The sequence below is a fragment of the Neptunicella plasticusilytica genome, from assembly GCF_047922965.1.
Classification (GTDB): Bacteria; Pseudomonadota; Gammaproteobacteria; order Enterobacterales; family Alteromonadaceae; genus Neptunicella; species Neptunicella plasticusilytica.
In genome coordinates this window covers 4327327-4340950 of record NZ_CP150481.1, presented here as the reverse complement: position 1 = coordinate 4340950, position 13624 = coordinate 4327327, and the positions used below count along the sequence as shown (strand labels likewise).

Sequence of the window (13624 nt, the reverse complement as noted above, 5' to 3'; positions counted from 1 at the left end):
CCGGCTAGCTAGTCAGCCCGGCTGCCACAACAAGCAAAATAACCGACAAACCGATATAAAAGATCTCTCGCCGGTACTTTCCATGGTAGTAAGCTTGTCTGCGAGAGCCTTCCGATCGCTCTCCTAAAGTGGTTACCTTGTGGTAGCTGTTGTTTACTATTTTCATTAGCCTATCCCCAAATAAAGCCTAACTGCATGTCATTATTATTTTTATCCAGGATCACCAGATCCTTACCGCTTAGAACTCGTTTCTTTACCACAAGTTCCGTTATGCTTTTTCGGCCGACTTTTGGTTATGATTATATTAACTGACGAATTATTCGTCAGATTTCAGCCGAATATAGGTTTTATATTTCTTTTTCAACAACTTATCAATATAACGGGTTAATTTAATTTTCTGGTTAATGGTGTTGTCGAGGGTATCGACAAGCTCTAGCAACATGGATTTATAATAATTAACGTCCTTAATATCCGGTGCCACATTGGCCTCTTGTAACGGGATATCCTTATCTTTTTGGACAAACATCTCGTCAGCGACTTCTTTGGTAACGGCTTCAATATCATCCGCATCCAGAAATTCCAGTTCTTCAAGAAAGCCAAATAATAACGCCCGATCGACAAAGGTGTTGATTCTTCGGGGCACACCACCGGTAAAGTCATAAATGGCTTTAAAAGCACTATCGCTAAATAAACTGCTGCCATTCCAGCCGGCATGATGGAGTCGGAATTCAATATAGTTTTTGCATTCCTCCTCGCTCAATGCGGTTAAATGACAAGAGGCGACTATGCGTTGCCGGAATTGCTCCATATTCGGGGCTTTAATAATGTCCTGCAGTTCTTCCTGTCCGAGTAAAAAGCTCTGCAATAATGGTTTACCGCTTACCTGGAAGTTAGACAGCATGCGCAGTTCTTCAATCGATTCCAGCGGCAGGTTTTGCGCCTCGTCAACCAGCAACAGTGCGCGTTTTCCTTGCTTCTGCAATTGAATCAAAAATTGTTCAAGCGCATCGAGGGTTTCGGTTTTGGTCTGGCCTTTTATGTTGACTGAAAATTTGCTGGCAACCATCCTGACCAGTTCATCCGGCGATAGTTTGGGCGTGACAATTTGGGCAGAAACAATATCGTCATGATTGATGTCACTCAATAAACTATTAGCGATGGTCGTTTTACCAGTGCCGATTTCACCAGTAATAACAATAAATCCTTCTGATTGTGATAAACCATATTCAAGATAGGAAAGGGCTCTTTTGTGCAATTTACTGGCAAAAAAGAACTCAGGATCCGGTGTTAGTTGAAAAGGCCGGTTGTTTAGTCCATAAAAATTTTCATACATGACGTACTGTCGCTCTATCTAAGAGAAATGGCAATTAGTCCAAATACCCCATTACTACATGTACAGGGGCTCACCCGAATGGGACTAAGCTTACGCGATTTGGGCGTCAGTTAACAATGGTTTGTTAAGTCAGAATTGTGATTTAAGGCGGTTAATTTCACCGCAAAAATGGGTCAATGTAGGGCCGTAAATAAAGGGATTCTTGTCTTTTTTAATACAATACAGATTCTCGAACCGCAGCACTTGCTCAGTGCTATAGGTTATCTTGTTAAAGTAATCCAATTGCTGCTCATTAAACTGGCGGGTTTCCATCGACATACTACCGCGTAACTGATCAAGGGTTTGGCGATCCTGCACCTGAGAAATTTCCGTCATCCAGTCGGATAAAGTTCTATGCATGTCAGACAACAGATACTGCACAAAAGACGAGCGCAATAATAAATACAACAGTGCGATTTCAATAATGATAATAAAGGTTTTTTTCATGAAAGTTGTAAAGGTGGCACCCAGTAGAGCCAGAATACAATAATTGTACCCGCTGTACAGTTTTTATCCTTATGTGATCCTATACCTAAGAATTTGTTGATTTAAAACAGTGTAGCAACCATTAGTTGTCGCTAAACTGATATAATCCTGTCTGAAGTTGGTTATTGGATTACTCGTATTACATGAACAAGCAAATCCCGATTAAAGATATTTCCCCAGTCAAGATCCATCAACCAGAGTCGAGTTCGCACGACAATCATTATACGCCCCGCAGTCATATCTATGTGCGCTCGGTTAAAGGCATCCTGGATACCTTCAGACGCTCTTTCGGGCTATTTTTTCTGGCCTTGTTTGTGATATTGCCCTGGCTGCAGTTTAACGGACAGCAAGCAATCCTGTTTGATCTGGCGGAGCAGCGTTTTACCATTTTTAATTTAACTTTATGGCCTCAGGATCTGACTTTGCTGGCATGGATATTTATCGTCTCGGCCTATGCTTTATTTTTTGTCACCACTTTTGCTGGAAGAGTTTGGTGCGGTTTTATGTGCCCGCAAACTACCTGGACTTTTATTTTTATCTGGTTTGAAGAACTGTTTGAAGGCAGTCGCAACAAACGGATAAAACTGGATGAACGGTCAATGGACTTTGACAAGTTCTGGCGTAAAACCGCTAAGCATACTAGCTGGCTAGTGGTGGCGTTCCTGACTTCCTTAACCTTTGTCGGCTATTTCACACCAATTAAACCGTTATTTGTTGATTTTGTTACTCTGCAAACCGGATTCTGGGTAACGGTATCCACCTGGTTTTTTGCACTTTGTACTTATGGTAACGCAGGGTGGTTGCGGGAAATCATGTGTACCCATATTTGTCCCTATGCCCGTTTTCAGTCGGTAATGTTTGATCAGGATACGTTGACGGTAGCTTATGATGCAGCTCGCGGCGAAAGCCGCGGTCCCCGTCCGCGCAAGATGGACGAACAGACTCGCAAGGAAAAAAATATCGGCGATTGTGTCGATTGCAATCTATGTGTGCTGGTATGTCCCACAGGTATCGATATTCGCAACGGGTTGCAATATGAATGTATTGATTGTGGAAAATGCGTTGATGCCTGTAACGATACGATGGACAAGATGCGCTATCCACGGGGGTTGATCCGTTTTACCTCGGAAAATCAGCTTAAAGGCGGCAAAAGCCATATTTTCAGACCAAAACTGGTGGGTTATGCAGTGGTGTTGCTGGTGATGACTGGATTACTGGTGCTGGAATTAATGACCCGGGTTCCGCTGGCGGTGGATATTATTCGTGATCGCAACAGCTTGTATCGTGAAACCAACGACGGCCTGATTGAAAATGTCTATACCCTGAAAATTTTGAATAAATCGCAGTTCGACGAAACCTACTCAATTTCGGTGGAGGGTTTAACTAATCCCAGGTTCACCGGCCAAAATGAGGTGACGGTTAAAGGTGGGGAAGTCTTTACATTACCGGTGAGTATTGCTGTCGATGCTTATGATATTGAAGATGCGGTCACCGATATCAAAATTCGCGTTCAGGCTGTTACGCCAGGCAATGGGGAAGTGGTGCAACAGGAGCCGAGCAAATTTCTGTATCGATAAATATTCGATTGTTTATGACGACGTGTATGATGTCTCTGTTTTTGCAACTGAAATAGAGAGCACTGGTGCCGGAATTTAACTTTTCTTCGCTTACGCCCGATTTTATTCTCGATGCTATTGAAAGCACCGGACTGATTGTTGAGTCCGGCTTACTGGGCTTGAACAGCTATGAGAACCGGGTTTATCAATTTATGGCTCAAGATCGGCAGCGTTACGTGGTCAAATTTTATCGCCCCAACCGCTGGACCCGGCAACAAATTGAAGAAGAGCATCAATTTGCCTTTGAGTTAGCGGATCATGATATTCCGTTGGTGGCGCCGCTCAAATATTCCCAATCCAGTTTACTTGAATATCAGGGCTATTTATTTGCTCTGTATCCCTCAGTTGGCGGTCGTCAGTTTGAAGTGGATAACCTGGAGCAACTGGAATGGATGGGACGTTTTATTGGTCGTATTCATCAGGTTGGTCAGGGAAGCGATTTTAAAGCCCGTCCGTCAATTACTGTTGATGAATACTTGCGACAACCCTTGGCGATTCTAAAGCAGAGCCAACTGGTACCAGCACAAATCGAAACGGCATTTTTTACCATTTTGCACATGGTGGCTGATAAAGCGGCTGATTTGTATCATTGTGACAACGAGATCCGTTTGCACGGTGATTGTCACCCGGGCAACATTCTATGGCGCGATGGCCCCACTTTTGTTGATTTGGATGACAGTCGTATGGGGCCTGCTATTCAGGATATCTGGATGATGTTGTCCGGTGATCGGCAAGAACAATTACTGCAACTCGATACCCTGATTTCTGCCTATGAAGAATTTGCCGATTTTGATATGAGTCAGTTGAGCTTGATTGAGCCGTTGCGGGCGATGCGCATGATCCATTACATGGGCTGGCTGGCCCGACGCTGGCAAGATCCGGCTTTTCCGCGTGCGTTTCCCTGGTTTTCCAGTGAACGTTACTGGGAAGAGCAAGTGTTGGCCCTAAAAGAGCAGTTATCCGCTCTGCAAGAGCCCGCGTTGAGTTTATCGCCGCAGAACTTTAATCAATAGATTGATTTTATATTCCATCAAATTATAATGCCACGCAGTTTAAGGTGCTTCTTGTTATAGGGTTTTAATGACCTTTAATAACAGAAGTTAAACGGGAAGTCTGTGTAAATCAGACGCTGCCCCCGCAACGGTAAAGTAAGTCATTCGATTAAGAATGTAGGTTTGTTAAAGCGCCACTGTTTTCGAACGGGAAGGCAACAAGCCAGATACAACGTATCGCTTACCAGCCCGGAGACCGGCCTTTAACCTGTGTTTCAGGACTAAGATTTTCATTCCTGTATGTGACTTTTCATCATGCTCGGGCGGAGCATTAAGTGGATCAATCAATTATGTTAAATTTCAAACAGCGTTCAGCTGGCGTTTTATCCGTTATTCTATCGACGTCTTGTTTTGCTCAAGCCCAGGCCGAAGTGGAGCAAATCAGTATTCTGGGTTCCAGAATTGCTATCCAAAAAAATAAACTAAGCGGCTCAACAACGCTTATCGACTATGCGCAGATCAAGCAGTCTGGTGCCCTTAGTCTGGTGGACTTGTTGCGCGGCCAGAACGGTTTGGCGTTTAGCCAGTCTGGCGGCAAGGGAGCATTAACCGAATTGAGAATGCGTGGCAGCGAAGCCAACCATGTTCTGGTACTGGTGGATGGTGTGGCGATCAATGATATCGGTCAGGGCGATACCGTTGATTTTTCCCAAATTAATCTTAGTGATGTGCAGAAAATTGAAATTCTGCGCGGGCCACAAAGTGCCTTATGGGGCAGTGGCGCGGTGGGCGGCGTGATCCTGATCAGTACCAAGGCAGAAACCTCGGATCTTGATGGCGATATCGGTTTGCAACTGGGGCAGAACAACACCCGCCAACTCAGTGCTGGTGTCAGAGGCAAACAAGATAAATTCAATTACGGACTGTCCGCATCATTATTCAAAACAGATGGCAGTAATATTTCACTAGTCGGCAATGAAGACGACGGTTATAAAAACACCCATTTTTCTAACCATTTAGGCTGGCAATTTTCAGCAAATAATCGGCTTGAATGGTCGTTTCAACATAGTGATGCGACATCAGATTTTGATGGAACGGATTTTGTGACTACCGGATTGTCTGCCGATGCTAATAACCATACTGATGTCTTGCGCCAGAGTGGTCAGTTATTGTGGCGCAATGACGGGGGCAAGCCTTGGAGTCACCAGGCCGGAGTGCAATTTAACCGCAATGAAAATGATACCTTTAACGATAATATCGCTAATGGTAGCAATCACAGTGATATGCAGCGCTATTACTGGCAGTCGGCTTATCGCTATGCGCCGCAAAGTAGTTTTGTCATAGCGGCAGAACACACTGAAGAAAACTTTGAGCAACGGGGTACGGTAACCGATTATGGCGATCCGAATCAGGATTTATCCAACCATATCAATTCACTGATTGTGGATGTACAGCACTATTTGTCGGCTAAATGGAACCTGTCTGTCAGTGCCAGAGCGGATCATAACCAGGTATTCGATAACAGTAACAGCCATCGAATGGGAGTGAACTATCAGCCTACAGATAATAGCCGGTTGTATGTAAGTTATGGTAAAGCGGTGAAAAATCCTTCTTTTGTTGATCGCTTCGGCTACTACGCCACTTCCAGTTTTCCTTTTGTCGGTAATCCGGATTTGTCTCCCGAATATTCGCAAAGTTGGGAACTTGGCGGGGACATGCAGATAAACCAGGACTGGCAGTGGGCCTGGTCATGGTTTAGTAGCCGCCTGCAGGATGAGATTAACGGTTACTATTACGATGCCGACAATTTTGTCACTACTGCTATTAATAAAGATGGCACTAGCCATCGCCAAGGTGTGGAAACGTCTGTAACTGGCAAATTAGGCGATTTGGGTATTCAGATTAACTACAGTTATCTGGATGCCTCCGAGCCAAACGATATGCAGCAGGATCAAAACGAGCTGAGAAGACCGCGCCATAGCGCAGGGATCACTCTGAATCTGCCGTTTGCCAGCCAACAAGGTAATATCTGTTTACATGCCGCTTATCAAGGCAGCCGCGAGGATGTGTATTACCCTCCTTATCCGCTAACCCAACAAACAGTAGGTTTACGCGCTTATACTCTGGTTAATTTGGCTATTCAATATCAACTAAGCGAACAATTACAACTGCAATTGCGCGCCGACAATTTGCTGGATCAGGACTATCAGGATGTGTATGGTTTTGCCGGACAAGATCGCGCAGCCTATGTGGGGGCCACCTATCGCTTCTAGGTTTGATATTGCTTTCTCTCATAGCTTGTTACAAAGGTCAGTCGGATTTTGTAGCAAGCTATGCTAATCTGCCGACGGGAAAATAATCTTTTTGAGTAGAAGACGAGTCTTATGATGAGAAAAATAGTTGGATTAGTGTTATTGGCGCTATTGTTACCCTTGCAAGCTTGTGCACAGGAGCAGTGGAAAGAAGGTGAGCATTATGAAGTTATTGCTGAGAAAGCAACGGCGAAACCGGAAGTCATCGAATTTTTCTCGTTCTGGTGCCCGCATTGCTTCAGATTTGAGTCATTAGTTACTGAAATCAAGAAGAAGCTACCTGATGATGTTCCATTCAAGAAGACCCATGTCAATTTTATGGGATTTACTACGCCTGAAATACAGGATGACGCGACTAAAGCCATGATGGTGGGGCGTATTCTTAAGCAGGAAGATCTGATTAATTCGGCCATATTCAAATATATTCATGTGCAAAAAGCCCACATCACGTCATTAAAAGATCTGAAGAATATCTTCATTGTAAATGGTGTGGATGGCGAAACATTTGATAAACAGGTGGCCGGATTTAGCGTTAACAGTATGGCGCTGAAAAATAACAAGACTATCGATGAATATCGTAACCATGTGAACAGTGTGCCGACTTTTATCGTCAATGGTAAATACAAGGCAAAATTTACCCGCGATATGAATAGCGACGATATTGTTAACTTGATTGTATGGTTAACCCATCTGAAGTAACCATGTGAGTTCAGCCAAATAAAAGCCCGCCATGACAAGGATCATAGCGGGCTTTTTTGTGGATGTTTACGGTCTAGATAAATTCGAAAGCGTCGCCGTAAAGGTTCTCCAGTAACAAGCCTTGGGCATGAAAATCTTCGCGGGCTACCCCCGCCATTTCAAAACGTCCGGCAACATATACCTGGTAAGGCTCCAGACTAACAAAGTCGGCCAATACGGCTTCGTGTACCCTGCCCGTGCGTCCTTGCCAGTCTGCAGTCGGGTTTTCAATAACAGGTACAAATGCGAAGTTACGATGCTGTTTAGCCAGGTCTTGCAATTCTTCGAGTGCGTACATATCTTGCAGGGTACGAGTCCCCCAATATAAAAATATGGGCTCTTTGCCGTTGTTACCCAGCAGCGCCTGCAAAATGGAACTGGTATAGGAATAACCGGTGCCTCCTGCCAGCAGAATAGTCGGTTTGGGCTGGCTGTCACGCAAAAATGCCTTACCATGCGGACCGTCGATTATACATTGATTGTGCTGTTCCAGGTGTTGTAATACTTCCCATGCGTATGGGTTCTGTTCTGAGGCACCAATATGCAATTCGACCTGCTGAGAATCACCCGGTGCGTTAACAATCGAAAAAGGTCGTCTGTCGGTATCTGCCATCACAACCCGGATATATTGCCCGGGTTTAAAGTCTAAACTGGCATCGGGTTGCAAGACAATCTGTTTAACAAAGGGTGTCAGTGGTTCAATCTTATTGAGCTTACAAACTATTTCTGTCATCAATTTTTACTTATCGTTGGTTTGATCAAGACCCAATTCGGGCCAAAGCTGATCAATCCGGTCTTTAACGGACTGACTCATTTCTATTGGGGTGCCCCATTCCCTGCTGGTTTCTCCGGGCCATTTGCTGGTGGCGTCCATACCCATCTTTGAGCCTAAACCGGAAACTGGTGAGGCAAAATCCAGATAATCAATCGGTGTATTCTCCACCAGTGTGGTATCCCTGGCCGGATCCATGCGAGTGGTAATTGCCCAGATAACATCTTTCCAGTCGCGGGCATTAACGTCATCATCACAAACTATCACAAATTTGGTATACATAAACTGACGCAAAAAAGACCACACGCCCATCATTACCCGCTTGGCATGGCCGGGATATTGTTTTTTCATCGTGACCACTGCCATGCGATAGCTGCATCCCTCTGGCGGCAAGTAAAAATCGACTATTTCGGGGAACTGCTTTTGCAGTATAGGCACAAAAACCTCGTTTAATGCCACGCCCAACACTGCGGGTTCATCTGGCGGTCGTCCCGTATAAGTGCTGTGATATATGGGGTTGTCTCTATGGGTAATATGAGTAACGGTAAAAACCGGAAAGCTTTCCACTTCGTTATAGTAGCCGGTGTGATCACCGTAAGGCCCTTCCGGAGCGGTTTCGCCGGGATCAATATAGCCTTCCAGCACGTATTCTGCCGATGCCGGTACTTGCAAGTTATTGCTAATACAAGTGACGACTTCGGTTTTATCACCGCGCAATAATCCGGCAAAGGCATATTCAGATAATGTATCTGGAACAGGGGTTACCGCTCCCAGGATAGTGGCAGGATCAGCCCCTAGAGCAACGGCTACCGGAAAATGCTCACCTGGATGACTATCACACCATTCTTTAAAATCCAGCGCACCGCCGCGATGGGACAACCAGCGCATAATTAATTTATTCGGCCCCAGCAACTGTTGACGATAAATACCGAGATTTTGCCGGGCTTTGTTCGGGCCACGAGTCACGGTTAAACCCCAGGTAATCAGGGGGGCAACATCGCCTGGCCAGCAGGTTTGTATTGGCAGTTGAGTTAAATCAACCTCATTTCCACTAAGGATATTTTGCTGGCAAGGGGCTTTTTTAACTTCCTTGGCCGGCATATTCAGTACTTGTTTGAATACCGGGATTTTGTTCCAGGCATCTTTTAATCCTTTAGGAGGATCGGGTTCTTTCAGGTAGGCCAGTAACTTGCCCACTTCACGTAACGACTCGACAGATTCTTGTCCCATGCCCATAGCGACACGTTCCGGGGTGCCGAATAAATTGGCCAGAACCGGCGTAGTAAATCCCTTGGGGTTTTCAAATAGTATCGCCGGGCCGCCATTTTTAAGGGTGCGATCAGCAATCTCAGTCATTTCCAACACCGGATCGACTTCCTGACTCACGCGTTTAAGCAAACCTTGCTGTTCAAGTTGTTGAATAAAATCTCGTAAATCTTTGTATTTCATAATCCGGTATCGTCACTTTACTGTGCGGATAATTGTTCTATCGTTACAAAATTTGCTTGCTCTGTCATACGTTGGCCAGTAGCGTAGAAAAATTGCAGCAGGAAGATTCTAAAAATTGCGGCTAGTATACATTTCAACACCCGCTGATACGAGAACCTGATGAAAAAGATCCTGATTCTGCTTGGAACCCTGTGCGGTTTTAGCGCGATGGCTTGCGAAGGCGAAAAATACGATCAGTTTGATTTCTGGCTAGGCAACTGGACAGTCACCACGCCGGCAGGCAAATTGGCTGGCACCAATCAGATCACCCAGGAAATGAATAACTGTGTTTTACACGAACAGTATTCCACTCCTTCCGGTTATCAGGGGAGCAGCTTTAATATTTACGACGCGGTATTTGATAAATGGCATCAAACCTGGGTCGACAACAGCGGTACCTTGCTTGAACTGGATGGCGGTTTGGTCGGTAAAAACATGGTATTGCAGGGCAAAGGTAAAGATCAGCAGGGCAACCCGGTATTACATCGTATCAGCTGGACGCCCAATGATGACGGCACTGTCCGCCAGCATTGGCAGCAAAGTGACGATAGCGGTGAACACTGGACCACTTTATTCGACGGTTTATATACCCCTACAAAAAACACTAACAGTGAGAAAAAATGATGACATTTAGCCAAGAAATGATCGATGAACTTAACCTTATTTTAAAGTTTCCGGTGGACAGTATGCTGCAAGGAATTAAGGTGCATCATGATGCCGGGCCTGATATGGTCGCCGCCTGTAAAAGGCTGTTTGATAAGGGCATTATCGATCAACAGGACGGTGGTTATCTGACCGATTTGGGTCGGGATCTGATTGAACATGCCAAAATTCTTCAATTTGCGTTACGTCATCAATAGCGCGTAACAGGCAAACCTATATAACATTTAGCAGGTAATAAAATGAATGCAGATCAACATCAGGCAATATTGGCAATGAGTGCCGATAAACGTTGCGATTACTTTTTGTCTCAAATTGAGCAACAGCAACAAGTCTGGACCATAGTGGATGATCAGGGCGTGATGCTCCTGGTCAGCGATGATGAGGATTGTATTCCTGTCTGGCCAGCCGAAGAATTTGTGCGGGAATGGATTAACGGTGATTGGGCGCAATGTGAAGCACATTGTATCAGTATGGGTGAATGGCAGCAGAAATGGTTGCCGGGACTGGAAGAAGACGAAATCGAAGTCGCGGTCTTTCCGTTACCCCATGATGGTGGTCTGGTAATGAGTCCCTGGGAACTCAATCAGGATAAATAAGCGCAAAGATAGTGCATTTAAAACTAACAAGGCCGCAATTTTGCGGCCTTGTTTTATGCTCAGTTATCAATCTAACCTGTCGGTCGCAATATGATAACGGGGATCCTCATTCACATTCATTTCCACGTAATCCTGTGCCTTGCTTAACAAGTCACGACATTCTTGACTGACATGGCGAATATGCAACTTTTTACCTACCGATTTATATTTGTCTGCCAGACCGTCGATGGCATCGATGCCTGAAGAATCCCAGATACGTGATTCGTTAAAATCAATTACCACATCTTGTGGATCGTTGGCCACGTCAAATAAGTCTTTAAAATGCAGTACTGAACCGAAAAACAGCGGCCCATCGAGTTCATACACCTTCCAGCCATCGTCATCGGTGTGAGTGCGGGCCACGATGTGGGTGGCATGCTTCCAGGCAAATACCAAAGCAGACACTATCACTCCCACCACCACTGCAATGGCCAGATCCGCTGCCACGGTAATGGCAGTAACCAGAAACAGCACAAAAGCGTCTTCTTTGTTCACGCCACGCACAATCCTGAATGAGGCCCATTCAAAAGTGCCAATTACCACCACAAACATCACTCCGACCAGTGCGGCCAGCGGGATCATCTCAATCAAGGGAGCGGCAAACAGGATAAAGACCAGCAATACCAGTGCTGCGGTAATGCCCGACAAACGGCCGCGTCCACCGGAATTAATATTGATCATGCTCTGGCCAATCATGGCACAGCCTCCCATGCCGCCAAAAAAGCCGTTAACGCTGTTGGCGACACCTTGACCAATACATTCTTTATTACCCGATCCGCGTGTGTCGGTCATATCGTCAATCAATGACAAGGTCAGCAGTGATTCAATCAGGCCGACAAGACATAAAATAACGGCAGTGGGCAAGATGATATACAGGGTTTCCAATGTCATTGGCACCATCGGAATTGAAAATGACGGCAGTTCGCCTGCCAGTGTGGCCGTTGCCTGCTGTTCGGCGGGTAACATATCCCTGACCGAATCAATTACCGTTCTGGCGTCCAGATCCAGTCCGTGTACCAGCAACGTGACGGTAATAATCGCCACTAGCGAAGCGGGAACTGCTGTGGTTAATTTGGGCAAAATATAGATAATCGCCATGGTCAATGCCACGAGACCCAGCATGATGTACAGCATCTGTCCTTGCATCCAGCTATGCTGGCCGAATTGATCCAGTACTTTGAATTGTCCAAGTTGGGCCAGGAAAATCACAATCGCCAGACCGTTTACAAAGCCCAGCATCACCGGATAAGGCACCAGTCGGATAAATTTACCCAGTTTGAAGATGCCAGCCAGTATTTGCAGTACTCCGCACAACAGTACGGCGGCAAACAGGTACTGGATACCATATTGGGAAACCAGCGCAACCATCACCACTGCGGTAGCGCCGGTGGCACCGGATATCATGCCAGGGCGTCCGCCGATAGCGGAGGTAATCAAGCCCATCATAAAGGCGGCGTACAAACCTACCATAGGCTCAACACCGGCAACAAAAGCAAAAGCAACCGCTTCCGGAACCAGAGCCAATGCTACGGTAATGCCGGACAGCACGTCATTTTTAATATTGCTGTCACGTTTGGTGATCAGGTCAAACATTCCGACTCCTGCGTCAGTGAAATAGAGCGAGGCGCTCATGCATAGGATTAAACAAGCGATTTTAGCAGTAAAATCAACGCTTTTCTTTTAATAGAATGTTAAAAAACCATACGAAAAAGAATATGTTTCCTATATGCTGAATAACCGGATTACCGAATTGTGCGCATAAAGGATCCCGGGCGAAGGATATTCACCCGAGACGGGGCAGATTAAAGAATTTCCAGTAGCTCGATATCAAATACCAGCGTGCTAAATGGCGCAATAGCGGCACCGGCACCTTGTGAGCCATAAGCCAGATCATGCGGGATATATAAACGCCACTTGGAGCCGGTAGGCATCAGCTGCAATGCTTCAGTCCAGCCCTTAATCACGCCACCAACGGGAAACTCTGCAGGTTGGCCACGCTCGTATGAACTGTCAAATACGCTACCGTCAATCAGGGTGCCGTGGTAGTGAGTCTTCACTGTTGAGTTGGCTTGCGGTGTATCGCCTTCGCCCTGGTTGATTACTTCGTACTGTAAGCCGGAATCGGTCACGGTCACTTCGTCACGTTTGGCGTTTTCAGCCAAAAAAGCTGCACCGGCGGCAACCAGTTCTTTGGACTGCTCTTCTTTGGCGGCCTGCATACGTTGATGAATTTGCTCGAATGCCACACGCATATCTTCGTTGCTCACAGCACTTGGCTGTTTATTAAATGCTGTGGCAATACCATCTTGTACTGCAGAGATATCAAGGCCTTCGAAGGGATTGCCGGCTAATTGCTCGCCCATTTGCAAACCTATGCCATAGCTGGCTTGCTGCTCAATCGTAGTATATTTATCAGACATAATGTTCCTGAAAATGTAAAAAAGTGAAAAATACTTTTGTCTTTAAAAGGGCTGCGCATGCTAGCATAAATGAACAACAAATTATTATAAAAAGCCCTGCGGTAAAATCTGCTTTAAGTATCTATGGTCT

At 45.6% G+C, this 13624-nt stretch carries 14 protein-coding genes and 1 riboswitch; of the genes, 7 read left to right on the top strand and 7 right to left on the bottom strand.

Annotated elements, in window-relative coordinates:
* Positions 1-4: 4 nt before the first annotated feature.
* The 3 genes from V1467_RS19580 to V1467_RS19570 all read right to left on the bottom strand — a co-directional run bounded on the left by V1467_RS19580 (position 5) and on the right by V1467_RS19570 (position 1819).
* Positions 5-166, bottom strand: coding sequence for a hypothetical protein (locus tag V1467_RS19580; protein ID WP_416306665.1), 162 nt, complete (start codon positions 164-166; stop codon positions 5-7).
* Between the two features lie 150 nt (positions 167-316).
* The gene (locus V1467_RS19575; protein WP_416306664.1) at positions 317-1333 is read right to left on the bottom strand and encodes an XrtA/PEP-CTERM system-associated ATPase; all 1017 of its coding nucleotides are present in this window, start codon (positions 1331-1333) and stop codon (positions 317-319) included.
* 129 nt (positions 1334-1462) lie between these two features.
* Positions 1463-1819, bottom strand: coding sequence for a hypothetical protein (locus V1467_RS19570; protein ID WP_416306663.1), 357 nt, complete (start codon positions 1817-1819; stop codon positions 1463-1465).
* 182 nt (positions 1820-2001) lie between these two features.
* On the opposite strand from V1467_RS19570, the gene ccoG reads away from it, so the two are divergent.
* From ccoG to V1467_RS19550, 4 genes are all read left to right on the top strand, one after another.
* Positions 2002-3435, top strand: a complete 1434-nt coding sequence (ccoG, locus tag V1467_RS19565) for a cytochrome c oxidase accessory protein CcoG (RefSeq protein ID WP_416306662.1) — start codon at positions 2002-2004, stop codon at positions 3433-3435.
* 65 nt (positions 3436-3500) lie between these two features.
* Entirely contained in the window at positions 3501-4487 is a 987-nt protein-coding gene (locus V1467_RS19560; protein ID WP_416306661.1) for a serine/threonine protein kinase, read from the top strand.
* Between the two features lie 25 nt (positions 4488-4512).
* A riboswitch (cobalamin riboswitch) is annotated at positions 4513-4746 on the top strand.
* Between the two features lie 70 nt (positions 4747-4816).
* Positions 4817-6739: a TonB-dependent receptor plug domain-containing protein gene (locus V1467_RS19555; RefSeq protein WP_416306660.1), complete on the top strand. Its 1923-nt coding sequence runs from the start codon at positions 4817-4819 to the stop codon at positions 6737-6739.
* A gap of 114 nt (positions 6740-6853) precedes the next feature.
* On the top strand, positions 6854-7477 hold the full coding sequence (locus V1467_RS19550) for a thiol:disulfide interchange protein DsbA/DsbL (RefSeq protein WP_416308731.1): 624 nt from the start codon (positions 6854-6856) through the stop codon (positions 7475-7477).
* A 73-nt stretch (positions 7478-7550) separates the two neighbouring features.
* On the opposite strand, the gene fre is transcribed toward V1467_RS19550, so the two are convergent.
* Together fre and ubiD are read right to left on the bottom strand one after the other, a co-directional pair.
* Entirely contained in the window at positions 7551-8249 is a 699-nt protein-coding gene (gene fre, locus V1467_RS19545; protein ID WP_416306659.1) for an NAD(P)H-flavin reductase, read from the bottom strand.
* Positions 8250-8255: 6 nt separating this feature from the next.
* Entirely contained in the window at positions 8256-9737 is a 1482-nt protein-coding gene (gene ubiD / locus V1467_RS19540; protein WP_416306658.1) for a 4-hydroxy-3-polyprenylbenzoate decarboxylase, read from the bottom strand.
* A gap of 159 nt (positions 9738-9896) precedes the next feature.
* Here ubiD and V1467_RS19535 point away from each other — a divergent pair, with 159 nt between their 5' ends.
* Genes V1467_RS19535 through V1467_RS19525 form a run of 3 tightly spaced genes read left to right on the top strand, consistent with a single transcriptional unit; the run spans position 9897 to position 11035 of the window.
* A complete protein-coding gene (locus V1467_RS19535) occupies positions 9897-10400 on the top strand; it encodes a hypothetical protein (RefSeq protein WP_416306657.1) in 504 nt (167 codons plus the stop codon).
* Positions 10400-10636: a TIGR02647 family protein gene (locus V1467_RS19530; RefSeq protein WP_416308730.1), complete on the top strand. Its 237-nt coding sequence runs from the start codon at positions 10400-10402 to the stop codon at positions 10634-10636. Before V1467_RS19535 ends, V1467_RS19530 begins: the two co-directional genes overlap by 1 nt.
* A 42-nt stretch (positions 10637-10678) precedes the next feature.
* On the top strand, positions 10679-11035 hold the full coding sequence (locus V1467_RS19525; protein ID WP_416306656.1) for a DUF2750 domain-containing protein: 357 nt from the start codon (positions 10679-10681) through the stop codon (positions 11033-11035).
* A 66-nt stretch (positions 11036-11101) separates the two neighbouring features.
* Here the strand turns inward: V1467_RS19525 and V1467_RS19520 are convergent, their stop codons facing one another.
* Together V1467_RS19520 and V1467_RS19515 are read right to left on the bottom strand one after the other, a co-directional pair.
* Positions 11102-12667 (bottom strand): SulP family inorganic anion transporter, encoded by a 1566-nt coding sequence (locus tag V1467_RS19520; protein ID WP_416306655.1) that lies wholly within the window; start codon positions 12665-12667, stop codon positions 11102-11104.
* Between the two features lie 209 nt (positions 12668-12876).
* The gene (locus V1467_RS19515) at positions 12877-13494 is read right to left on the bottom strand and encodes an FKBP-type peptidyl-prolyl cis-trans isomerase (RefSeq protein ID WP_416306654.1); all 618 of its coding nucleotides are present in this window, start codon (positions 13492-13494) and stop codon (positions 12877-12879) included.
* Positions 13495-13624: the final 130 nt, after the last annotated feature.

What these genes read in the sequence shown, in the direction of transcription:
- V1467_RS19580 (WP_416306665.1), bottom strand. Translation starts at nt 166, where the DNA reads ATGAAAATAGTAAACAACAGCTACCACAAGGTAACCACTTTAGGAGAG.
- V1467_RS19575 (WP_416306664.1), bottom strand. Translation starts at nt 1,333, where the DNA reads ATGTATGAAAATTTTTATGGACTAAACAACCGGCCTTTTCAACTAACA.
- V1467_RS19570 (WP_416306663.1), bottom strand. Translation starts at nt 1,819, where the DNA reads ATGAAAAAAACCTTTATTATCATTATTGAAATCGCACTGTTGTATTTA.
- ccoG (WP_416306662.1), top strand. Translation starts at nt 2,002, where the DNA reads ATGAACAAGCAAATCCCGATTAAAGATATTTCCCCAGTCAAGATCCAT.
- V1467_RS19555 (WP_416306660.1), top strand. Translation starts at nt 4,817, where the DNA reads ATGTTAAATTTCAAACAGCGTTCAGCTGGCGTTTTATCCGTTATTCTA.
- V1467_RS19550 (WP_416308731.1), top strand. Translation starts at nt 6,854, where the DNA reads ATGAGAAAAATAGTTGGATTAGTGTTATTGGCGCTATTGTTACCCTTG.
- fre (WP_416306659.1), bottom strand. Translation starts at nt 8,249, where the DNA reads ATGACAGAAATAGTTTGTAAGCTCAATAAGATTGAACCACTGACACCC.
- ubiD (WP_416306658.1), bottom strand. Translation starts at nt 9,737, where the DNA reads ATGAAATACAAAGATTTACGAGATTTTATTCAACAACTTGAACAGCAA.
- V1467_RS19535 (WP_416306657.1), top strand. Translation starts at nt 9,897, where the DNA reads ATGAAAAAGATCCTGATTCTGCTTGGAACCCTGTGCGGTTTTAGCGCG.
- V1467_RS19530 (WP_416308730.1), top strand. Translation starts at nt 10,400, where the DNA reads ATGACATTTAGCCAAGAAATGATCGATGAACTTAACCTTATTTTAAAG.
- V1467_RS19525 (WP_416306656.1), top strand. Translation starts at nt 10,679, where the DNA reads ATGAATGCAGATCAACATCAGGCAATATTGGCAATGAGTGCCGATAAA.
- V1467_RS19520 (WP_416306655.1), bottom strand. Translation starts at nt 12,667, where the DNA reads ATGTTTGACCTGATCACCAAACGTGACAGCAATATTAAAAATGACGTG.
- V1467_RS19515 (WP_416306654.1), bottom strand. Translation starts at nt 13,494, where the DNA reads ATGTCTGATAAATATACTACGATTGAGCAGCAAGCCAGCTATGGCATA.